This window comes from Austwickia sp. (assembly GCA_016699675.1).
Lineage (GTDB): Bacteria > Actinomycetota > Actinomycetes > Actinomycetales > Dermatophilaceae > Austwickia.
In genome coordinates this window covers 2,142,409-2,164,945 of record CP064985.1, presented here as the reverse complement: position 1 = coordinate 2,164,945, position 22,537 = coordinate 2,142,409, and the positions used below count along the sequence as shown (strand labels likewise).

Below are 22,537 nucleotides of genomic sequence, written 5' to 3'. Positions count from 1 at the left end.
GCTCGGCAGGCTAGACGCGGAACTGACCGGCCAGGCTTGAGAGCGACGCGGCGAGGTCGCCGATCTCGCTGGCCACCTCACGGGTCTGGACGCTGCTCTCGGAGGTGCCGCGCGCGCCGGCGGCGACCCCGTGGACCACCTGGGAGATCTGGCTGGAGCGCTCGGCCGCCGTGGCCGCCCCCCGGCTCATCTCGGTGGCCGTCGCGCTCTGCTCCTCGACGGCCGAGGAGATCGCGGTCTGGGCCTCGTTGACCTGCTCGATGACGGCCGTGATCTCGGCGATGGCCGAGACGGCGTCCGCGGTGTCGGTCTGGATCGTCGCGACCAGCTTGCCGATCTTCTCGGTCGCCGAGCCCGTCTCCTGGGCCAGGTCCTTGACCTCACCGGCCACGACGGCGAAGCCCTTGCCCGCCTCACCGGCCCGGGCCGCCTCGATGGTCGCGTTCAGGGCGAGCAGGTTGGTCTGCTCGGCGATCGCCGTGATGGCCTTGACGACGTCCCCGATCTGGACCGAGGAGGCGCCGAGTCGTTCGATGGTGCGCTCCGCCGCGCGGGCCCGCTCCACCGCCTCGCCGCCCGCGCCGGCGGCGAGGCTGACGCTGCGGCTGATCTCCTGAATGGAGGTGCCGAACTCCTCGGCGCCGGCCGCGACGGTCTGGATGCTGTCGGAGACCTCGGCGACGCCCGCGGACGCCTCGTCGGTCTGCCGCGACGAGGCGGCCGCGCCGTCGTTAAGCTTCGCGCTGACGTCGCCGAGTTGCTGCGCGGCGTCGCGCAGTTCGGCAGCCCGGCCCTGGATCTGCGCCACCATGTCCGCGATCTTCGCGGTGAAGCGGTTGAACTCCCGACCCAGCTGCCCGACCTCGTCCGAGCGGGACTCATCGACCCGTTGGGTGAGGTCCCCGTCGCCCGAGGCGATCTCGGCCATCCGGCCGCGCAGGTCGACGATCGGGCGGGTCATGGAGCGCGCCAGCAGCCAGACCAGGATGCCCGCGACGATCAGGCCCAGGAGGGCCAGCAGAATCACGAGCGTCTGGAGCTGGCCGGCGGCGGCCTGTGCGCTGGAGTCGGGCACGCTCAGGGCCAACACCCACGTCGAGCTCTCGGCCAGGCGGATGGGCTGGTAGACCGTGAGCGCGGCCTCGTGCAGGTACGGGTCGTCACCGGAGACCACGACCGGCTTGCCGGTGCTCGCGGCCTCCGCGGCGGCCTTCTGCGCAGCCCCTTCGAGCGACTTGCCGAGCTTGCCGGCGTCCGGGTGGGCGACGATCGCACCGGAGGAGGTCGCCAGGGTGGCGTAGCCGGTGCCGTAGGGCTTGATCTTGGCCACGGTCTGGCTGAGGCTGGACAGCCGCACGTCGGCGGTCGCCACCCCGGCGAACTTGCCGTTGATCTTGACGGGCGCCACCGCAGTGGTCATGAGGATCTCCTCGTTGCCCACCTTGTAGACGAACGGGTCGACGACCATGTCCTTGCCGGTCTTGCGGGGCAGGAGGTACCAGTCGCCGACGCCCTCCTTCTCGTAGTCCGCCAGGGGCGCGACCGCGAGCTTGCCCGCGTCCCAATACCAGTACGGGATCACCCGGCCAGTCGCGTCGGACTCGGCGCTCCCGGCATAAGTGGCGTCCTTGCCGTCGAAGGCGTTGGGCTCCCAACCGGTTGAGATCCCGATGAGCTCGGGATGCGCCTCGGCCACCCCGCGGACCATCGCGCTGACCGCGCCCCGAGACACCGAACCGGCCTGCTGCAGCGCGGCGAGCGAGGCGGCCATGCCGCGGACGGTGTCCAGCGGGGCCCCGACCTCCCGGCCGATCGAAGAGGCTTCGGCCGCCGCCGTCTGCTCGGCGACGCGGCGGGCGTCGTCAGCCGCCATGGTGCGGGTGCGCACGGACACCACGGCCAGCGAGGCCAGGAGGATGCCGGCGATGATCGCCAGCACCGTGATGACGAGGCGGGACCGCAGCGACGACGTCCACGCCGCGGCGAGGCGGCGGGGAATGCGGAAGGCAGTTGACGGGGCCATGCCGCGCCGATCGGCCCCGGCCGCGCACCGACCAGGAAGTTACACCCGTTCATTGCGTTTTTCAGGCGCTCGAGGGCGGATTAGGCCGCTCGAAAGCCCCTGCACGCGTGTTCACTTCGGCCGTCGGGCCGCCACCACGGTGCGTTCCGTCACGCCGTCCGCCGCCACCAGATGCGCCTCGGCGAAACCCGCCTGACCGATTAACTCCAGCAAGCGCTCGGGGCTCATCGTGGCCCGACCGCCCGGGCGCAACATGTGCTTCAGGGCCGAGGTCGCCGCACGCAGGCGGTCGGTCCAGTTGCCCCGAATCAGCACCCAGCCGCCGGGTCGCAGCGCCGCCCAGACGTTCCGAAGGACGGCGAGCGCCTCCTCCGCCGGCTTGCCGCCAAGCACGAGGAAGAGGAACGCCACGTCGTATCCCTCGCCGAGGTCGTCGGTCTCGAGGTCGACCGTGCGGGTGGCGAACCGCGCAGCGACGCCGTGGCCGGCCGCGTTCTCGGCAGCCAGCCGCGTGGCGTCGGTCCGGTCGGCCAGCACGGCCGTCCACGACGGCCACGCCGACAGCACCCCGATCGCGTCCATGCCGTGACCGCCACCGGCATCCAGCAGTCGGCCGGCGCGCGACGGCGCATCGGGCAGGACCGCGCAGAGCGCCCGGAGCGTCTCCGGGGTCCGAGCCCGCGCCACCTCCCCCAATCCCTGGTGTTGGGCGGCGGACAGCCCCCTGCGGCGGCGGTTGAGTCGTTCCTCGTCGTCGGCGGCAGGATCGGCGCGCAGCGCCTCCGCGAGCCCGGCGAACCCGACGTACTTGGTCTGTTCGCTGGCCACCCAGTGGCCCAGTGGGTACGACGCGTCCGGGACCAGGTGGGCGGCGGCTAGCGGGCCGGCGACGTACCCATCGCCCTCCTCGACGAGAAGCCCGAGACCGACCAATCCCTCGCAGAGCACGAAGCAGCGCTCGGGCGCCACACCCCCGGCCGCCGCGATCACCGCCAGGGGAACCGGCCGGCCGTCCGGATCCAGCGCATCGAACAACCCCAGGCGCGCGGACGTGATCAGCACCTGCGACTCGCGGTAGGCGTGCAGGATCCGGTCCAGGGCGATCGGGTCGGCGGCGGGATGCGGCGGTCCCGAAATCGGGGACGGAGTGCTCACGACCGACAGCCTGCCACCGGCGGCCGCCGGTGCCGCGATGGTGCGGCGCGCCGTTCGGACCGCAGCCCCCCGCGGCACGGAAGATACAGACAGGGCACAGGACTGATACAGAAATCGGTCCGGTGCGTACCCGAGGCAGCGCCTCGCAGAGCTAATATGCAGGAGTCGATCGACGCGAGGCTCGATCGATCCGAGGAGGCACGGCGTGACCGGCTGGCACCAAGGCGGCACTCGCCCCCGCGAAGGCTCTCCCACACAAGGGGATATGCCGCTCGCGCCGGAGTGGCTCGTCCATGAGGGCGACCGCTTCCGTGGCCTTGCTCTGGTGGCTATCGTCGCGCCCGTCCTCTTTATTGCCCTCATGGCCCTCGCCGGCCGACGGATCGCCGAGGCGATCTGGCCGGGCCATGCCCCCCTGCTGATCGACATCCTCACGGCCGCCGCCGCCACGACGTTCGGTGTGACGATGGTCATGGTGGTGCGGCGGGACCGGCGGCGGCTGCTCGACCAGACCCGCTACGTGGCCACCGTGCAGGAGCGCGAGCGGATCGCACGGGAGATGCACGACAGCCTCGCGCAGGTGCTCGGCGCCGCCCACCTGCGGCTGCGAGCCCTGTCCGATCGCCCCCAGCTGGCCTCGAACCCGCCGCTGCGCACCGAAATCGATGCCCTAGCCGAGCTGTGTCAAGAGGCCTATCGGGACGTCCGAGAAGCGATCGTTGGTCTACGCGCCACCCCCCGCGCCGATCGGGGGCTCCTGGAAAGCCTGAACCGATACGTCGGCTGCTACGCCCGCCAGGCCGATCTCCCGGCCGTCGTCGAGACCGAACTGACCCAGGACCCCGCGCTGTCGCCTCATAGCGAGGTCCAGGTGATCCGGGTGGTGCAGGAGGCCCTGACCAACGTGCGCAAGCATGCCGAGGCGACCCGGGCCGTCGTCCGGGTGGCCGAGCGGGGCGACGAGGTGGCCGTGGAGATCGAGGATGACGGCCGAGGCTTCGACGCCTGTTCGCGGGTGGTCGAGGACCCGGCGGGGTACGGCTTGCGGTCCATGCACGAGCGCGCCGCCCTGGCGGGGGGAAGCCTGTTGGTCGAGAGCCGACCTGGATCGGGCACCCGGGTGCGCATGGTCGTGCCGCGCTGCCGCACCGCAGCCGTCGCCGGGGCGGCGAGCGCATGATCTGCACCCCCAAACCACGCCAGGACGGCGAACCGGTGCGCGTCCTGCTCGTCGACGACCAGCAGCTCTTCCGTGGTGCGATCGCCGGCCTCATCGCGCAACAACCGGACTTCGACGTGGTGGGCGAGGCCGGCAACGGCCTGGACGGCGTCGAACAGGCCCGCGCGCTGCGGCCGGACCTCATCGTCATGGACGTGGAGATGCCCGTCATGGACGGGGTGGAGGCGGCTCGCATCCTGCGCGAGCAGATGCCCGCGACGAAGATCATCATGCTCACCGTCTGCGACGAGGACGAGCGGCTGCTGACCGCCATTCGCCTGGGCGTCCATGGCTATCTCCTCAAGGACCTGCGGCCCGAGCAGCTCTACGAGATGCTCCGATCGGTGATGCGGGACGAGACACCGGTGTCCCCAGCGCTGGTCGGGCGGCTGCTGGCGGAGCTCCGGGACGGTGGCCGGGCACCGCATGCCCCTGCCGGAACGAGCCCTGCCGACCCCGGCCTGTCCCACCGCGAGCTGGAGATCATGCGGCTCGTCGCGGACGGCCTCACCAACAAGGAGATCGGCGTCCGACTGTCGATCACCGAAGGCACCGTGAAGAACCACGTGCACAACGCCCTGCACAAGCTCGACATGGACAACCGCATCCAAGCGGCGGCGTACATCGTCCGTCAGGGCTTGGGGCTCCCCGCGCGGACCTGAGCACAGCCCCCATCCGGAGCGTCGACCGGATTCTTGTCCACCCCCACCCCGACGGCATACCGGCAGGTACCGAGGGGGTGATAACGGGTGTACCGGATTTCTACCTGCCGACGGATGGTCGAGCACCCCCGCCGGCGCGGACGATGGCCACGATGGGTGGTCCCGGTGGGCTGCCCTCCCCCGGCGGTGTCCCGCCGACGGGGGCGGCTGCAGGCGAGCGCGACGGGCGCAGGTGGGGCGGCGATGCTGAAACGGATGCTCCGAACGCTACGACGGTGGATGCGAACCCCCTGGGGCTGGGTCTACCTCGCGGCGATCTTCGTCGTGGGCTCGCTGGTGGGCGTGGGCACGTTCACGTTCGGCTACGCGAACGGGGCGGCGTACCTCAGCAACGACCCCAAGGCGTGCATCAACTGCCACGTGATGAAGGACCAGTACGACGGCTGGATGAAGTCCAGCCACGGCAAGGTCGCCGTCTGCAACGACTGCCACGCCCCGCACAACCTGGTCAACAAGTACTACACGAAGGCGCTCAACGGCTGGAACCACGGGCTCGCCTTCACCACGGGTAACTACCCGGAGAACATCCAGATCACCCCGCGAAACCTCGAGATCGCCGAGCAGGCGTGCCTGGGCTGCCATGAGCAGATCACCTCGACCATCCGGGCCGTGCGCCCAGAGCACAGCCAGCAGATCTCGTGCTTGTCCTGTCACAAGAACGTCGGGCACATGTAGGTGGACCCCATGACCGAGACCAACCCTTCAGCTCGCGGCGGTGAACCCCGTTCGGACGGGGCGAGCGGCGCCGAGCCCAAGACCAGCCACAAGCGCCACGTCGGGCTGCTCGTCACCGCCGTGGCCATCGTCGCGCTCCTCACCGCGGGACTGACGGCGCTGCTGGTCAACATCATTCAGCGCAAGGAGGAAGCGCACACGCCGTTCGTTCAGGTGGTGCAGCTCGACGACAAGACCGTCGACCCGGCCATCTGGGGGCGGAACTTCCCGATCCAGTACGACATGTACAAGAAGACCTCCGATCAGGAGCGCACCAAGCACGGCGGGTCGGAGGCGCTGCCCAAGGACCCCAAGAACCCGCAGTCCTCCGTCGTGTCGCAGAGCAAGATCACCGAGGATCCGCGGCTGCAGAAGATGTGGGCCGGCTATGCCTTCGCCACCGACTTCCGTGAGGAGCGGGGCCACGCCTACATGCTGCAAGACCAGCGGGACACCCGCCGGGTCACCGACTTCAAGCAGCCTGGGGCATGCCTGAACTGCCACGCGTCGACGTACGTGCTGCAGAAGTACGAACTCGGCAACGGCGACCTCAAGGCCGGCTTCGATGCGATGAACAAGATGACGTACGCCGACGCGACCGCCAAGGTGCAGCACCCGGTGTCCTGCATCGACTGCCACGACCCGGCGAACATGCAGCTGCGGATCTCGCGGCCGGCCTTCATCGAGGGCATCAAGAAGCTCAAGGCCACCCAGGGTGTCAAGGACTTCGACGTCAACAAGAACGCGACCGCGCAGGAGATGCGCTCGTTCGTGTGTGGGCAGTGCCACGTGGAGTACTACTTCAAGGGCGACGCCAAGACGCTGACCTTCCCCTGGGACAAGGGGAGCAAGGCCACGGACGCGCTGGCCTATTACGACGAGGTCGGCTTCAAGGACTGGCAGCACAAGATCACCAACGCTCCGGCGCTCAAGGCGCAGCACCCGGAGTTCGAGACCTGGCAACAGGGCGTGCACTACCGCGCCGGCGTCTCCTGCGCCGACTGCCACATGCCCTACACCCGGACGGGCTCGGCCAAGGTCAGCGACCACCAGGTCCGCAGCCCGATGCTGAACGTCAACCGGGCCTGCCAGGGCTGCCACAACGCCCCCGAGGCCGAGATCAAGGATCGCGTCGAGCAGATCCAGCTGCGGTTCATCTCCAGCCGCGACGTCGCGTTCAACGCCCTCATCGAGCTGATCGACGACATCGCCGCGGCGCAGACCAAGGGTGTCCCGGCCGCCCAGCTCGACAAGGCGCGGGACTTCCAGCGCAAGGGATCCTTCCTGATCGACTACGTCGAGGCGGAGAACTCGGCGGGATTCCACGCCCCGGGCGCGACCCTGGACACGCTTAACCGCGCGACGGACTACATCCGGCAGGGCCAGCTGGCGCTGCTCGGCAAGGAGAAGTCGCCGTCGGCGCCGCTGCCGCCGACCCCTACTGGCCCGGTGTCGGCCACGCCGAGCACCGCGCCGACCAGCACCCCGGCGCCCGCCCCGGCCGGCACCGCGACCACACCGGCTGCCACGACGAGCCGGTAGCCACCCGGCTCGACCCGGGTCCACCACCCCACGGCGGGGGAGGAACACCTGTTCCTCCCCCGCCGTCGGCTGTGCGGGGGTCCGCCCCGGGTACAAGGTCCTGGGTGGGCCGGTACACCGCCGGCCTATATCCATCGATTCGGCGGCTGTGCCCCCATCGGCGACGGTCTACCGGAAACGTGCCGGGCGGCGGATGGCTCGCTGGCGGCCCCGCGGGCGATGGTGGGATCGCCAATAAAAGGACGTGGCGACGTGGCCACCCAAGGATTAGCAGGAGCGCCGATGAGCACCGGTCGAGGCACCGCGCAGCGTGGCGGTCCGGCGTACAACGAGCTGGCCGCGTTCCTCGATACAGCCCCGGATTCACTGCGCGACTGGGCCGACGACCAGCTGTCCGCCGCCCGCGGCGGAGCTGCTGCCGGCAGCAAGCGGGGCCGGTCTGCGTTGCTCGTCCCCTTCCTCGCCTTCCTGCTCGTCGTCGCCGTGGTGTACGGCGTGTGGGCCGCGGGCCGCCCGGCCCCGTCCGCGGCGTCGACCGCCAGTGCGACGACGGCAAGCGCGCCGGTGCTCAACGAGGCGCGGGTCGCGGAGCTCACGGCCAAGGTGCAGGCCAACCCCAAGGACGTGACGGCGCTGCGCGGGCTGACCGATGAGTACTACTCCGTGGGCGACTACGGCAAGGCGGCCCAGTGGCAGACCAAGGTCGTCGAGCTGCAGCCGAATGACGTGACCTCCCGCCTGGTGCTCGGCGCGGCGCTGGCCAACTCGGGCGACTCGGCGCAGGCCGAAGCGCAGTGGACGAAGGTCACCCAGCTGGATCCCAAGCAGGCAGAGGCCTGGTACAACCTCGGCGTCCTCCACTTCTCGGCCACGCCCTCGCAGGACGACAAGGCGCGCGCCGAGTGGGCCAAGGTCGTGGAGATCGATCCGAACTCCGAACTCGCCAAGAACGTCACGAGCCACCTGAACCGGGTCGGCGTGGCGACGACGAAGTAAGGCGCGGACATGTCGGGCATCACCGTGCCGCTCGCGCTGGCCGCCGGCGTGGTGTCGTTCGCGTCGCCCTGCTTCCTGCCCATCGTGCCGGTTTATGTCGGCTATCTGGCGGGTTCGGGGGCGGGCACGCCACCGGTCGCCTCAGGCCCCGCTGCTGGCTCAGCATCGCTGGTCCCCGGCTCCGGCGCGGCGTCGACGAGGGTGCTCACCCGCGCGCGTCGGGCCACCGTCACGCAGGCGTGCGCCTTCGTGGCCGGCTTCTCGGTCGTGTTCGTTGCGCTGTGGGCCTCCATCGGCCTGGTGGGCTACGCGGCCGGGGATTACCGCGACCCGCTCCGGGTGCTCGGTGGCGCGGTTCTGGTCGTGATAGGGCTCCACGTCGCCGGACTGATCGACATCCCGGTCCTGTCCCGAACGATGCGGCCCGTCCAGGCCCCGGTGCACGCTCCGGCAAGCACCCGCCGCTCGATGCTGCTCGGGGTCGCCTTCGGCGCCGGCTGGTCGCCCTGCATCGGCCCCATCCTGGGCGGGGTCATCGGTCTGGCGTCGGTGAGCGCGACGGTCGGTGAAGGAGCCGCCCTCCTCGCGGCGTACTGCCTCGGCCTCGGCATCCCCTTCGTCCTCGTCGCCCTCGGTGCGGACGAACTGCACCGCCGGATGCACCTGTTCGCCCGGCACGAGATGGCGGTCGGCCTGATCTCCGGCGCGCTGCTCGTCACCGCGGGGTTCCTGATGATCACCGACCTCTTCGGCCGCCTTTCCGGTGCGCTGCCCCCGATCGGACTGTGAGAACGCGATGACCCACGACGTACGTCCCCGACCCGCGTCGACCACCCGCGTCGACGGGGCCGCCGACCCAGCGTCGGACCACGGGTCCGACCTCGCCGGCGCCTCCCGAGCCCCCGGCGGCGAGCCCACGCTGCGCGACCTCTTCGCGCGCGTCAACGCGTTCTTCTACGACAAGCGCACGGGCCTCGGCCTCATCCTGGCCATGGCCTTCCTGACCCTGATGGGCACGCTGCTGGAGCAGGCGCCCGACGGCGTCATCGGCGACCAGCGCGCCTGGGACGGCTGGGTCGCGTCGGTGCGTCCTCGGTACGGCGGCTGGACCTCGATCCTCGCCGCGACCGGGGCCCTCACGGTCTTCACCTCGATCTGGTTCCGCGCCGTGGTGGTCCTGCTCGCGCTGTCGATCATCGCGTGCACCTGCCATCGAGTGCCGCAGCTGTGGCAGCGGGCCAAGCATCCGCACCTCCAAGCGGGTCCCGGCCTCTTCGAGCACGCCGGGCTGCACGACCGCATCGCGCTGGACGCCCCGCCCGAGGCGGCGCTGGAGCGGGTTCGTGCGGCGCTCACGGCCCGGCACTACCGGATCGTCGCGGCCGACCCGGGCGGGGCCGACCCCGGCGCACCCGCGCACGCCCTGTATGCGGACCGCTTTCGCTGGGCCCCGTTCGGCACTGCGGTGGCCCACGCCAGCTTCGTCATCATCCTGATCGGGGTGCTCGTCAGCACGTCCTTCGGATTCAAGGACGCCGACCTCGCCGTGCCGGTCGGCGGGACCGCCGTGCCGATCGGGCATGGCACCGGACTGACCGTCGAGGCGCGCGGGTTCGCGGACAAATACACCGACGCCGGCCGACCCCTGGACTACGCCTCCGACCTCGTGCTGCTCAAGGACGGCCGGCAGGTCGCCGCGCAAACGGTCCGGGTCAACAGCCCCCTGCGCTACGACGGGGTCTCGATCCACCAGGCGTCCTATGGCATCGCCACCCAATTGCTCGTCAAGGACCCCGGCGGCGCTCCGGTGTTCGCGGGGGCGATCCCGCTGACGTTCAGCAACGACACCAAGACGCGCTCGTTCGGCAAGACCCGCCTGGACGGAGCGGACCTCACCGTATACGTCGGCAGCGCCGCGTCAGGCGCCCGCGACCCGCAGGTGGGCCCCGGCCAGGCGCTGATCGAGGTCTACCGTGGGTCCGCCGAACGGCCCCTCGCGAGCCGCGTCGTCGACCAGGGCAAGACGGTCCGCATCGGCGACCTCGACTACACCTTCGAGCGGGAACGGCAATACACCGGGCTGATGGTCGTCCGTGACCCCGGAGCCACGTTCGTCTGGGTCGGTTCGGTGCTCATGGTGCTCGGCCTCATCGCGACGATGTTCCTGCGGCATCGCCGGATCTGGGCCCGGATCGAGTCCCGGGACGACGGCGGCGCCGACGTACGACTCGCCTCTCCCGAACGGCAGGACACGGCGTACGAACGAACCTTCCGGCAGCTGTCCGCAGCCATCTCCGGACGCGCCGCCATCGACCACGACCCGACCCGCGAGGACTGAACCATGCTCGATCTCTCCCAGTACCTGCTGGTCGCCACCACGATCCTCGTGGCCCTGGCGCTGGTTGCCGACATTGCGGTCGTCGCGCTGCGGCGCAGCGCCGCACCCGCACCCGCGGCGCGCGCCCGGGTGACCGCCGGGGCGCCAAGCCGCGGCGCCGGCGTCGCCGACGACGTCCTGACCGGTGACGATGCCCCGCCGCCGGGGTACGGCGCCCTGCCGTCCGGGTCCGTCCCGCCGCCGGCCCGCGCGCCGCACACCGTGGGCTGGTTCGGGACCTGGCTCGGCCGCTGCGCGCTGCTCGCGCTCACCGGTTCGCTGGCCGCCCGCGCCCTCGCGACCGGGCACGGACCGTTCGCCAACCAGCACGAGTTCGCGGTGTCCTTCGCCTGGGGCATCCTCGCGGCACACGCGTACTTCGAGTGGCACTACCGCATCCGCGCGCTGGCGCTGCTGGTCCTGCCGACCGTCATCGCGATGCTCATGTACGCGCAGGCCATCGACGCCGACGCGGAGCCGCTGGTGCCCGCGCTGCAGAACAACCTGCTGCTCACCGTGCACGTGGCGACGGCGGTGCTGAGCTACGGCGCGGCGGGCATCGCCTTCGGCGCGGCGGCGCTCTACCTGCTCTCGCCGTACGTCTCGATCAAGGCGATGCCCAGGCCCGCCGTGCTCGACGAACTCGGCTACCGCGCGGCGGTCATCTCCTATCCGCTGATGACGGTCATGATCATCCTCGGCGCGGTGTGGGCCGAGATCGCGTGGGGCACCTACTGGAGCTGGGACCCCAAGGAGACCGCGGCGCTGGTCACGTGGCTGATCTACGGGGCCTACCTGCACGCGCGGGTGACCCGCGACTGGCGCGGCCGCAAGGCGGCCTGGCTGCTCATCCTGGGGTTCGTCGCGGTGCTCTTCACCTACTTCGGCAACCTGTTCTTCGGCGGCCTGCACAGTTACGCGTGAGGTGCGAGATGACGCAAACGGATGACCGTACGGCGAGCGCCGCCTCCCCTGGCGGTGCCGCGGTCGCCGACGGCGATTGGCGGGCGAGGCTTCGGTCGAGCCGGTTCGGCACCGTGGCGGTGCTGGCGATCACGCTGGCGTTGGTGCTGGTGGGCTCGTATCTGCTGACCGGTCGCTCCGGCGACCAGGCCGGCACCGCGGGGGACGGCACCGAGAAGGTGTCTGCGGTCCAGCTGCAGAAGGCGCCCGCCGGGCCGCCCCCCGAGGTCGGCAAGGCGGCGCCCGATTTCACCGCGACCACGACGGAAGGGGCCAAGCTCACCCTGTCGGGGCTGCGCGGGCGACCCGTCTGGCTGACGTTCGGCGCCTCGTGGTGCTCCTCGTGCCGCGCCGAGTTCCCGGACATCCAAGCCGCACACGCGGCCGCCTCGACCGCCGGCGCGAAGCCGGGCGGGCTCGCCGTGGTCGGGGTCCACCTGTCCGAGGACGCGGCCACCGTCACGGCGTACGCCAAGCGCATCGGCCTGACCTACCCGCTGGTGCCGGATCCCCAGACGGCGGTGGCCTCGACGTACCGCGTCATGGGCGTGCCCGCACACGTCTTCATCGACTCCGAGGGCGTGATCCGCTCGATCGACATGGGCATCCTCGGCCCCGACCAGCTGCGCGACCGCCTGGCCAAGATCGGCGCCTGACGCTCGGTTGCCCCAACCACCTGCATTCAGGGCGTGGTGCGCGTCGACGTGCCGGCGCACTTGTCCGGTGCCCCGCCGAACGCGCTGAGCCGCACCGTGATCGGTTCCCCAAGCCGAATGGCCTCAGGGGGCAGCTCACGCAGGTGCACGTACTTTCCCGGGGTCGCTGCCAACGCGGCCGAGATGCTGTTTTGACGGGGAGTGCGAACGCCAGAGATCTCGAAGTCCTTGCCGATGTCGCAAGCCCCCCGCCCAATCCCGATCCAGTCATCGAAGGCGCCATCGGGTCCGACCATGATCGGCTCCAACGAGGTGACGCTCTGAGTGGTGCTTCCCACAGACCTCACAGTGAGCCAGAGCAGGTGTCCGTCCGGCACTGACACGTTGCCCTTGACCAACACGTCGTGGGGCACCGACTCGCCTGCGCGGGGGACCATGAAACTCAGGACTCCGGGCGCTGAGGCAGATGCCGGAGTGGCCTGCGATGCACCGTCTGCCTCCGCAGTGTGCGTACCGAGCCCGCCTTGCACGGCCGCATGAGGCGGGTCCGAGTCATGCATCAGAACAATCGCCACGACTGCGGCAACCGCCACCGGCCCCGTGATCCATCCCGCGAGCCGGATCCAACGGCGCCGCGGCGCGGCGGAGTAGGCAGGCGTGTGCGGGCCGGTCCTTGACGCCACGATCGCCGGCCACCGCAGAACGAGGTCCTTTCCAGGGCCGGCGGCGTCTCCCGCGTCCGGCAACGCACTGCTGATGACCGGCTCGTCGTCCTCCACGACCTCGGCGTCAACGATGTTCTCTTGCGGCGATACGGGTCGACCGGTGCGGGTTTCTTCAGCGGCCCGCCTATGCAGGTCCCGCCAGTAGCCCTCCGGCGGAATACGGGGCGGGCGAACGCCGAGACGGCGGGCGTTTCGCTCGGCGTGCTCAGCCAAGACCTGCACGACCGCCAGGAGGACCTCACTTTGCTGCGGGACCCGATTTCCGACGATCCATTCCTGACACCGCTGCCGGCCCAGTCGATTCATCGACCGGATAGCGGGCGGCAAGACTTGTTTTGCCGCATCGCTGACGCGCTGATAACTCGGACAACCGGCCGCGTCGTAGAGCTCCGCTAACGCCTTCCGTAGCTCTTCGCGGTGGGGGCTCAACGGGTCGCTCACGGCCCCGTGCTCCTCGTCGTCTTGGGCGCGAACGCCCCGCCAGAAAGACGGGCTCAGTTTACGACTGTTGCCGCGGTCCTCCCCGCGGCACGCCGACGTGGTACACGCCGGACGCTCGGCGTGCAGGAGTCTGTCCGCATGCGGACAGGCTTTTCCTGCGGCGTTAGTGTCCGCCTCTCGGGCGCCCCACCCATCACGCCAGGGTGAGGGCCGGGTCGGCGCACATGCCGCCAGGCAGCAGCTCCGGCTCGCCCCATGTCAACCACCCTTGGAGGTCCTCGTGTACACGCGCCTCACGACCCATGCGCTCAGCAACTCTTGGCGTCGCAACCTCGCGACGGTAATGGTCAGCGCGTCGCTGCCGCTGGCACTGGCGGCATCGGCCGCCGCCACCCCTGCTGGCCACGGCGCTGGCCAGCGGACGCGGGACGTTACAGCTCTTGCTGCTCTTGATGCGCCGACGACCTCGGTGAACTTGGCCGCCAGCCGCACCGTGGCAAGCCTCCGGATAGGAGGGGTGCCCGCCCGTGTGGTGACGGACAAGGGCAGCCCGCTCAACGTCCGGGAGATGCCCTTCGTGGGCGCCCCCTATGTCACCTCGGCCAGCAGAGGTGACATCATCCAGATCTACTGCAGCACCAGCCGATTCGCGAGTCCCCTGTTCCCGCGGAAGTGGTACATGACAAACAGTGGTTACGCCTACAGCGCGTTTCTTCAGCCGCTCTACGGGGACGCCCCGGAATGCTCGCTGCCCGCCGCGAATGTCGGAAACGTTCGCCAGCCGTCCCGATTCAGGGCGATCGTCGAGAACCGGGTGACTGAGCTGAGCCTATCTGCATCAAGGCCCCGACCATTGGCGCGCATCGAAACCGCCTTGGGTCAGGAGATCTACTTCACCACCACGGCAGGCTGGAATGGTTGGGCGCAGTCCCTGGAGTCGTTTTTCTACCCGGGCTACTACCTGCGCCACCAGGATTACCGCGTCAAACTTCAAACGCCTTTCAAGATGAACAGTCGTGACATACCTCTGTTCCAACTGGATAGTAGCTTCCTGGTGCACACTGTCCGTGCTGACCTGAACCCAAGCGGCCGCGGTGGCAGCCGCTTCCAGTCGGTCAACTACCCCGACCGCTACATCCGCCATTACCGAGGCATCGTCGAGGTGAGCAGCGCGAGCGACCCGCGAGACGACCGACGCACCACACCATTCCTGAACGACAGCACGTGGCTGCCCAGTTAATCACGTGGCTGCCCAGTTGATAAGGGACAGGCATCCGCCGGTGCCCTTCGCCCGGCGTCGGCGCCCGGGGCCCGGGGCCCCCACACGGGTGCCCCGGGTTCCGGCCAACCCATGGGAGGGGCCACCGGGCCGTCCCGGGCATCCCGGTCAGCCCAAACCCCTCTCAACCCCTCAACCCCTTCGAGTGAACCTCCGGAGATCCTCATGAGTTCCCCCCTCGCCCGACGCGCGATTCTCGGCTCAGCTTTCGCTACAGGGGCCGTCCTGGTTCCTCGTCCGGCCGACGCAGGTCCGCTCCCCGCCACGGCCCCTGTTGGTATGGGCTGGACCGCGGTGGGCCCTACTGAGTCCATCCAGAAGGCACTCGACGCCGGGGCGCGGGCCGTCCTGTTGGGCCCCGGCGAGTACCGCCTGACCAGCCCACTGTCGCTGCCGGCCGGAAGTACCGTCGTGGGAGCGGGACAACTCACCCGACTCATCGCGACGAAGGCAATGCCGGCGGTCGTCCAGATCGGCCAGGGCGCGGCCGCAGACGGGGTGCAGCTCGCTGCGCTCGTCGTGGACTGCGCGAGCCAGAGCGCAACGGGTATCGACCTCAACATCTCCGGAACGAGCGGCAACTATCAGGGCGAGCCCGACGCGGTGTGCCGGCTCGACAACCTGTGGGTTTACGACGCCGGGCAGGATGGCGTCTCCTACCGCGGCTCCGACGCCCAAGGCATCACGACGACCCGGGTCCGGGTCCGACGAGCGGCCCGGCACGGATTCTCGATCACCGCACCGGACAACTGGTTCTCCGAGTGCGAGGCGACCACCTCTCGCCTCGGCGGCGCGGGGTTCTTCATCGGCGGTGCGAACTGCCTCGTGACTGGCTGCAAGGCGTGGTACTGCCGCGGCTACGGCTTCCAGGTGACGGGCGTGCGCAATCAGCTCATCGGCTGTTGCGCCCAGGACTGTGCGAACCACGGCTTCCTGCTGCAGACGGGAAAGAACCTGCTCAGCGCCTGCCTAGCCGATTCCTGCTCCGCTGCGGCCACCGGCGGGACGCCGAACGCCGCCGATGGCTTCTACGCGACATACGACGATTCGACCGCGCTCGTCGGCTGCCAAGCCTTCGATCGCCGGGCGGGCGGACGGCCAGCGCAGCAGCGCTACGGCTTCAACGTGCCACGTTCCATGGTGGAACGCGGCACGCTGGCAGCACCCACCGGGTACGACAACGTGTCGGGCCTAGTGCGTGCGCGGTGACGCCCTTCGCCTACCAAGCGCCAGGGCGGGCCGCGAGCTACGTCGTACGAATCAGCTCCGGACGCAGCCTCGGGTTCGCAACGACCGCGGTGAGCAGCGCGAGGAGCCCGGAACCGAGCAGGACGGCAACGGTCAGGCCCAGGCTGACCGAGGCAGGCACCTGGGGCCGTTGCATCGCGGGCCACCCGAACATCAGGTAGAGGTCGCCCACGAGGCGACCCAGGCCGATCGCGAGGAGGGAGCCGGCCACGAGCGGCGTGGCCATTTCCCACAGGTGACCGATCCGCAGGACCGAGCGCGGCGCGCCGAGCAGCTGTAGGCCCACGACCTCGGCGCGGCGCTCGGCGAGCCGGTCGACATAGGCGATCGCGAACGCGAAAAGCCCCAACACCGTCGCGAGCAACGTGACCCCGAGGGTGAGCTGGCGCTGCGGGCCGAGCACCGCCTCGCTCGCCTGCCAGACGTACCGGCCCTCCACCGCAATGCCCCGCGAGCGCAGGTAGTCCCGGGTCGAGCTCCCGAAGTCCGCGGTGAGGTGGAGCACGCGCCCCTCGACCGACCTGACGGCCGCCAGCTCGGGCGCATCGGGCGGCAACAGGATCCCGGCGAAGCTCTCGACCGGCGGCCCCGTCAGGGTCAGGCTCTGGGTGGGCGCCCGGAATGTCGCCGTGGCCTCCGCTGCATGCACCGGCTCGCGATCGGGGACCCACGGGCGCCGCAGCGTCAGCGTCGCCGGCAGGGGGGCCGACAGATCCACCCCGTCGGCGTTGAGGCGCTTGAGGCGGTAGGGCTGCCCCTCGACACACCCGCTGGCCGAGGGTTCCACGGCGGTCAGCGCAGCGCAGGTGGCCACGAGGACGGGCGTGCAATCTACGCCCGTGGCGTCGCAGCCCGACAGGTAGCCGTAGCGGGTGACCTGCCGGACGCCCGGAGCATCGCGCAGGATGGCGCCGTCGCGATCGATCGCGTCGATGTGGTCGCGGTGAGTGACGTAGAGCACCTGCTCCGCGGCCTCCTCGGCCGGCACCCATCGCGTCCCGAGCTGCTCCTGCGCGGCGACCGTGGCCTGCGCGGCCGTCCCGCGGAAGAGGGCCACGAGCAACGTGGCGAAGACGCGGTGGGCGGCGGCGGGCTGCGCCTGGAGCTGCCGACCGGCCACCAGTGCGGCCGGCCGGCGCTTCCCCACCCGGACGAGCAGATCGCCCAGGAGACGGACCACGACCGGCGTCGCCGTCACCAGGCCGAGGGCGATCACCACCACGCCCGCGGCGAAGAGCAGCACCGGTACGGCGGCGCGAGCGCCCCCCTGTGCGCTCGCTGCCGCCAACGCCAGGAGACACATCGCCAGACCCGTCGCCAGCGGGAGAACCCGCAGCCAGGACCGGAGGCGCGGCGGCACCCGGCGTACCGTCGCCGTCGCCACCGCCGACCGCCCGCGCACCGCGAGGAGGGAGGGCAGCACGGCGGCGCCGAGCACCAGGGAGCCGATGACCAGGCGGTTGCCGACCCGATCGGCCGCGTGGATGTCGCCCGGCGGCCAGGACAGCCACGGGAGCGGCACAAGCAGCCCCAGCCCACCGAGGTGGTCCGCGCCCAGAAAGCCCATTGCGATCCCGGCGAGCGCGGCGACCGCCAACTCCGCGGCGGCGACCAGGCGGACCCGCCCCGCGGTGCGGCCGAGCAGCCGCAGGGCGGCGAGGCGCCGCTCCCGCGACTCCGCCGCCATGCGCCCCGCGACCCCGACCAGAACCAGGGCGGGCACGACCGCGCACGCGAGCAGGAGCACCGGAGCGGCGAGGTCGATGAATCCCGGGGCATACCGCGGGTTCCGGGACAGCGTGCTCAGCGCGATCCGCTCGGTCGCCGCCACCACGGCGGTGCCGATGGCGCAGGCCAGGGCGAGCAGGACCGTACGGCGCCGCCCGCCGTCCCGCCAGCGGTCGCCCCAGGCGAGGCGAAGACCCAGGCCGATCGCGGACCTCATAGCGTCTCCTCCTCGGTCGTGATGCCGTCGCGGATGGTGACATGCCGATCGAGATGGGCGGCCATCCGGTGGTCGTGGGTGACGACCAGCAGCGCGGAGCCCATGGCCCGGGCGCGGGAGACCAGGGTGTCCATGACCTGGTCGGCGTTCACCGAGTCGAGCGATCCGGTGGGCTCGTCCGCGAGGATCGCGGCTGGGCGCCGCACGAGCGCGCGAGCGACGGCCGCGCGTTGAGCCTGGCCCCCCGACACCTCGCCCGCCCGCCGGTCGGCGACGTCGGCCACGTTCAGCGCGGCGAGCGCCTCCAGGGCCTCGACGCGGGCGGCGTGCCGGCCCGCTCCGGTCAGGCGCAGCGGCAGCTCGACGTTCTCGACGAGCGTGAGTTCGCGGACCAGGTCGCCGTACTGGAAGACCATGCCGAGGTGCGCCAGCCGCAGCCGGCTGCGCTCGGCGTCGGGGAGGGCGTGGAACGGCGTACCGAGCAGGTCGACCGCGCCCTCGTGCGGGGTGAGGATGCCCGCGAGGCAGTGCAGCAGCGTGGACTTGCCCGAGCCGGACGGCCCCATGATGGCCACGCTCTCACCGGCGTACAGGCGCAGGCTCGCGTCGGCGAGGGCGGGCGTGGGGCCGTACCCGAACGCGAGCCTCCGGGCCGCGAGGATCGGCGCGTTGTCCCACCGGCAGGTCGGCGCCGCGGCGAGGGTCGCGCGCGGCCTCATCGCCGACCCCGGGGCTCATCCTGAACCGAAGCCGGCCGGGGGCGGTCGCCGGCGTCGATGCCAGCCGCGCCGCGGCCTCCTCGATCCAGCGCAGGTCGGCGTCGAGGTGGGCCAGCTCATAGGTGAGCGCCATGTCCGCCAGCGGCAGGGCGCCCACGCGGCTGCGGGTGAGCTCGCGCATCCGGGCCAGGTGGCTGGCGCGCTGGCGATCGAGCACCTCGGCGGCGTCCCGACCGGACATCAGCGCCACCGACACGCGCGCGAACAGCGTGCTGGTCGCGAACACCCCCGGCGGTTGCGGCTCATAGACCCAGGTGTCGAGCACGGTGACCCCCTCCCCGGTGATCCGGTAGCGCTTGCGGTCCGGCCCCTCCCCGGCCTCCACGTCGACGACCTCGGCCCAGCCCTGCCGCTCGAACCGCGCCAGCGAGGCATAGACCTGGCCGAACGCGAGGGGCTTGGTGTGGGCGAAGCGCTCGTCGTACTGGCGCTTGAGCGTGTAGCCGTAGGCCGGCGCCGGCTCCAGGAGTCCGAGGAGGGCGTGTGCAGCGGACATGTGGGGACTCTACACCCGAGGTATACACAATGTGAATAGCAGCCAACTTCCGGTCGGGTGTCCCGCCGTCCGCGACCGCCGCGATAATGCGCCGCGTGGAACTCGTCCTCACGTTGGTGGCCGTGACCCTCGTCGTCATCGTGGTCGCACGGCTCTGCGAGCCGATCCGCTTCCCGGCACCCCTGGCGCTGCTCGCCGTGGGCATCCTGGCCTCGGTCGCCGCCCGCGGTCCGCTGATCACGTTGTCGCCGGACGTGGTCCTCTTCGGGCTGCTGCCGCCCCTGCTGTACGCCGCCGCGATCGGCACCTCGCTGTTCGACGTCAAGGCGCACCTCACGCCGATCCTGGGCCTGAGCTTCGGACTGGTGCTATTCACCGCGTTCGGGGTGGGCCTCGTCGCGTGGTGGCTGCTCCCGGTGCCGTTCCCGGTGGCCTTCGCGCTCGGGGCCATCGTGGCCCCTCCCGACGCCGTGGCCGCCACGGCCGTCGCCCGCGGCATCGGCCTGCCCCGGAACATCACGACGATCCTGGAGGGCGAGTCGCTGCTCAACGACGCCACGGCCCTGGTGTCGCTGCGGACGGCGGTCGCGGCGGCCGGCCTCGCCGTGGGGACGCACGAGCAGGTCACCGGCGGGTCGGTCGCGCGCGACTTCGCGTGGGCCGTGGCCGGCGGCATCGGCATCGGCGTCGTGGTCTTCCTGGTCGTGGGCTTCATCCGCAGGCAGCTGACCTCCACCGCGGCCGACACGGCGCTCTCCTACGCCGTACCCTTCGCGGCGTACGCGCCCGCCGAGCACGTGCACGCCTCGGGCGTCCTGGCCGTGGTAATCGCCGGCCTGCTGTTGGCGCATCGTGCGCCGGTCCTGCAGAGCGCGCCGTCGCGACTCTCCGAGCGCGTCAACTGGGCCAGCATCACCTTCCTGCTCGAGAACGCCGTCTTCCTGCTCATCGGGCTGCAGATGTGGGGCATCGTCCGGGATGTCGTCGAGGGCCCGATGAGCACGGACCGCGGCCTGTTGGTGTCCGTCGCCGTGCTCGCGGCGGTGCTGCTGCTGCGTCCGGCGTACATGATTCCGTTCACGCTGCTCACCAACCGCCGACAGGGCGACCTGCGCACGCGACTGCGCAGCACGCTGGTGGGTTCCTGGGCCGGCATGCGCGGCGTGGTCACGCTCGCGGCAGCCCTGAGCCTGCCGGTCGACACCCCGCAGCGGCCGACCCTCATCCTGGTCGCCCTCGTCGTCACCGTCGGAACGCTGCTGCTCCAGGGCACCACGCTCCCGGCGGTGGCCCGGGCGCTTGATGTCCGCGGCCCCGACCCGCGCGAGGACGCCCTCCAGGAAGCCATGCTCGTGCAGGCCACGACAGGCGCGGGGCTGCGGGCCATCGAGTCCGAAGGGGCGACCGAACCCGGCGCCCGGCAGGTCGTCGAGACGATCCGCACGCAGGCGACCATGCGGGTCAACCGGGTCTGGGAACGCCTCGGTCAGCGGGGCGACGGCGCCGCCGAGACGCCCAGCGAGACCTACCGGCGACTGCGGCTGACCATGCTCACCGCCGAACGAGACGAGCTGCTGCGCGTCCGCACCAGCGGCGGCGTGGACTCCGCGATCCTCGACGGGGTGCTCCGCACCATGGACGCCGAGGAGTCGGCCCTCGCCTGGAGCGCCGATCGGCAGCGGCGCCTCGACGCCGCGGAGCTGCGCACCCCGGAGGCCGTGGCCGGGGCGTGCGAGCACTTGGCGGCGGCCGGCGACTGCGCCACCCCCCGCACGCCCGAGGGCTGTGCGGAGTGCCTGCGGGCCGGTACGTCGTGGGTGCACCTGCGCGTCTGCCTGGCCTGCGGACACGTCGGCTGCTGCGACTCCTCCCCAGGCCGCCACGCCAGCGCGCACTACGCGGCCTCGGGTCACCCGGTCATGCGCAGCCTCGAACCGGGCGAGGTGTGGCGCTGGTGCTTCGTGGACGAGGTCTTGGGCTGATTGTTGCCTCGCACCCGCTAGACGACCGCGCCGCGGATGCCCCAGCCGCCGGCCGGCGCCTTGCCGACGTCGAGGCGCTGGAGCTCCGCCAGGACATCGGGGTCTTGAGCCTCCAGCCAGTCGACCAGCTGCCGGAAGGACACGAATCGGACCCCGGGCTTGGCCGCCATCGCCCGGACCGCGTCCTCCACCGCGTCCATGTAGATCCCGCCGTTCCACTGTTCGAAGTGGTTGCCGATGACGTACGGCGCCCGGTTCCCGGCGTACGCGCGGTCGAAGCCGGCCAGCAGCGCTTCGGTGGCCTTGGTGCGCCAGGTCAGCCGCTGCGCCGCCGACCCGGCGTTGATGTCGCCGCGACAGAACTGGTACATGAAGTTGTAGTCCATAGCCAGAACCTCGCGGTGGCCCAGCGGAATCGTGGCCATCGACAGGTCCCATAGGCCGTGCGCGTCCTTGCTCGGCCAGGTCTGGCGTCGGGTGCCGCTGGAGTCGTACCGCCACCCGAGCCGCGCGGCCACCGGCAGCAGCCGGGCGCGCCCCTCCAGGCAGGGCGTGCGCGCCCCCACGAGCTCGGCCCGGTAGTCGAACGGAAGGGCCGGCAGGTCGGTGAATCCGGTGAGGGTGCGCCAGGACGACACCAGCCGATAGGCCTCGTCGATCTCGACGCGCCAGTCGTCCTCGCTGAAGGCGGCCACCCCGCGCGGCCCGCAGAAGTGCCCGTTGAAGTGGGTCCCGATCTCGTGCCCCTCCAGCCACGCCTCGCCGATCCCGACGATCGTGCGCCGAACGCTGGCCTCGGTGAGGAAGGGGATGTCGGAGGCGCCTGGCGCGCGGCGCGGCGGACGGTACGCCGTGTGCCGGCTCTCGGGGAGCATGTAGATCCCGGACAGGAACAGGGTCATCGCGCCGCCCACGTCCTGGGCCACCCGGCGAAACCTCGTGAGCAGCCCGGACGGCAGCTCCGCCGCACCGTCCCAGGAGACGACGACGAACTGCGGCGGCCGGGTGAGACCGTCGAACCGCTCGGGACGCGGCTGGTGCGGCTGCGGGCCCGTGCGCGCCGTCGAGCCGTCGCCGATGAGCTCCTGGGGGCGGGAGGCGGCAAGATCCCGTGGGGCGCCCGCCCCGTCGTCCGACAACTGCGCGGCCGCCTCGGCGGTCCCGCCGGTGCAGCCGGAGGTCGCGCCCGTCAGACCCGCAGCCGCCGCCAAGCCGAGCCCGAGCGCGCCGTACCGCAGCAGGTCCCGTCGCGGCCAGCCGCCCCCGCCCTCCACA

At 71.2% G+C, this 22,537-nt stretch carries 18 protein-coding genes; 12 read left to right on the top strand and 6 right to left on the bottom strand.

Annotated features, from left to right (window positions below):
• Window positions 1-10: 10 nt before the first annotated feature.
• Both IPK37_09855 and IPK37_09850 read right to left on the bottom strand, forming a co-directional pair.
• Complete coding sequence (locus tag IPK37_09855; protein QQR99374.1) at window positions 11-2,023, bottom strand: methyl-accepting chemotaxis protein; 2,013 nt, start codon at window positions 2,021-2,023, stop codon at window positions 11-13.
• Between the two features lie 111 nt (window positions 2,024-2,134).
• A complete protein-coding gene (locus tag IPK37_09850) occupies window positions 2,135-3,178 on the bottom strand; it encodes a hypothetical protein (GenBank protein QQR99373.1) in 1,044 nt (347 codons plus the stop codon).
• A 325-nt stretch (window positions 3,179-3,503) separates the two neighbouring features.
• Between IPK37_09850 and IPK37_09845 the strand changes: the two genes are divergently transcribed.
• The 9 genes from IPK37_09845 to IPK37_09805 all read left to right on the top strand — a co-directional run bounded on the left by IPK37_09845 (window position 3,504) and on the right by IPK37_09805 (window position 12,367).
• Entirely contained in the window at window positions 3,504-4,358 is an 855-nt protein-coding gene (locus tag IPK37_09845; GenBank protein QQR99372.1) for a sensor histidine kinase, read from the top strand.
• Window positions 4,355-5,059, top strand: coding sequence for a response regulator transcription factor (locus tag IPK37_09840; GenBank protein ID QQR99371.1), 705 nt, complete (start codon window positions 4,355-4,357; stop codon window positions 5,057-5,059). The genes IPK37_09845 and IPK37_09840 overlap by 4 nt, the downstream gene beginning before the upstream one ends.
• Window positions 5,060-5,314: 255 nt before the next feature.
• Complete coding sequence (gene nrfH, locus IPK37_09835; protein ID QQR99370.1) at window positions 5,315-5,794, top strand: cytochrome c nitrite reductase small subunit; 480 nt, start codon at window positions 5,315-5,317, stop codon at window positions 5,792-5,794.
• Window positions 5,795-5,803: 9 nt separating this feature from the next.
• Window positions 5,804-7,375 carry an ammonia-forming cytochrome c nitrite reductase subunit c552 gene (locus tag IPK37_09830; GenBank protein ID QQR99369.1) on the top strand — a complete coding sequence of 524 codons (1,572 nt, stop codon included), beginning with the start codon at window positions 5,804-5,806 and terminating at the stop codon, window positions 7,373-7,375.
• A gap of 282 nt (window positions 7,376-7,657) precedes the next feature.
• Complete coding sequence (locus IPK37_09825; GenBank protein QQS02560.1) at window positions 7,658-8,371, top strand: tetratricopeptide repeat protein; 714 nt, start codon at window positions 7,658-7,660, stop codon at window positions 8,369-8,371.
• A gap of 9 nt (window positions 8,372-8,380) precedes the next feature.
• On the top strand, window positions 8,381-9,160 hold the full coding sequence (locus IPK37_09820) for a sulfite exporter TauE/SafE family protein (protein ID QQS02559.1): 780 nt from the start codon (window positions 8,381-8,383) through the stop codon (window positions 9,158-9,160).
• Window positions 9,161-9,167: 7 nt separating this feature from the next.
• A complete protein-coding gene (locus IPK37_09815; GenBank protein QQS02558.1) occupies window positions 9,168-10,709 on the top strand; it encodes a cytochrome c biogenesis protein ResB in 1,542 nt (513 codons plus the stop codon).
• Between the two features lie 3 nt (window positions 10,710-10,712).
• Window positions 10,713-11,672 carry a c-type cytochrome biogenesis protein CcsB gene (ccsB, locus tag IPK37_09810; protein ID QQS02557.1) on the top strand — a complete coding sequence of 320 codons (960 nt, stop codon included), beginning with the start codon at window positions 10,713-10,715 and terminating at the stop codon, window positions 11,670-11,672.
• A gap of 8 nt (window positions 11,673-11,680) precedes the next feature.
• Entirely contained in the window at window positions 11,681-12,367 is a 687-nt protein-coding gene (locus IPK37_09805; GenBank protein ID QQS02556.1) for a TlpA family protein disulfide reductase, read from the top strand.
• 26 nt (window positions 12,368-12,393) lie between these two features.
• Here IPK37_09805 and IPK37_09800 read toward each other — a convergent pair whose 3' ends face one another.
• On the bottom strand, window positions 12,394-13,533 hold the full coding sequence (locus IPK37_09800) for a hypothetical protein (GenBank protein QQS02555.1): 1,140 nt from the start codon (window positions 13,531-13,533) through the stop codon (window positions 12,394-12,396).
• Between the two features lie 280 nt (window positions 13,534-13,813).
• Between IPK37_09800 and IPK37_09795 the strand changes: the two genes are divergently transcribed.
• Together IPK37_09795 and IPK37_09790 are read left to right on the top strand one after the other, a co-directional pair.
• The gene (locus tag IPK37_09795) at window positions 13,814-14,773 is read left to right on the top strand and encodes an AbfB domain-containing protein (GenBank protein ID QQS02554.1); all 960 of its coding nucleotides are present in this window, start codon (window positions 13,814-13,816) and stop codon (window positions 14,771-14,773) included.
• Between the two features lie 318 nt (window positions 14,774-15,091).
• Window positions 15,092-16,021, top strand: coding sequence for a right-handed parallel beta-helix repeat-containing protein (locus IPK37_09790; protein ID QQS02553.1), 930 nt, complete (start codon window positions 15,092-15,094; stop codon window positions 16,019-16,021).
• A gap of 37 nt (window positions 16,022-16,058) precedes the next feature.
• Here IPK37_09790 and IPK37_09785 read toward each other — a convergent pair whose 3' ends face one another.
• Both IPK37_09785 and IPK37_09780 read right to left on the bottom strand, forming a co-directional pair.
• Entirely contained in the window at window positions 16,059-18,005 is a 1,947-nt protein-coding gene (locus IPK37_09785) for a hypothetical protein (protein QQS02552.1), read from the bottom strand.
• Window positions 18,002-18,724 (bottom strand): ATP-binding cassette domain-containing protein, encoded by a 723-nt coding sequence (locus tag IPK37_09780; protein ID QQS02551.1) that lies wholly within the window; start codon window positions 18,722-18,724, stop codon window positions 18,002-18,004. The genes IPK37_09785 and IPK37_09780 overlap by 4 nt, the downstream gene beginning before the upstream one ends.
• 651 nt (window positions 18,725-19,375) lie before the next feature.
• Between IPK37_09780 and IPK37_09775 the strand changes: the two genes are divergently transcribed.
• Window positions 19,376-21,262: a Na+/H+ antiporter gene (locus tag IPK37_09775; protein QQS02550.1), complete on the top strand. Its 1,887-nt coding sequence runs from the start codon at window positions 19,376-19,378 to the stop codon at window positions 21,260-21,262.
• Window positions 21,263-21,279: 17 nt separating this feature from the next.
• On the opposite strand, the gene IPK37_09770 is transcribed toward IPK37_09775, so the two are convergent.
• The gene (locus IPK37_09770; protein QQS02549.1) at window positions 21,280-22,536 is read right to left on the bottom strand and encodes a hypothetical protein; all 1,257 of its coding nucleotides are present in this window, start codon (window positions 22,534-22,536) and stop codon (window positions 21,280-21,282) included.
• Window position 22,537 lies beyond the last annotated feature (1 nt).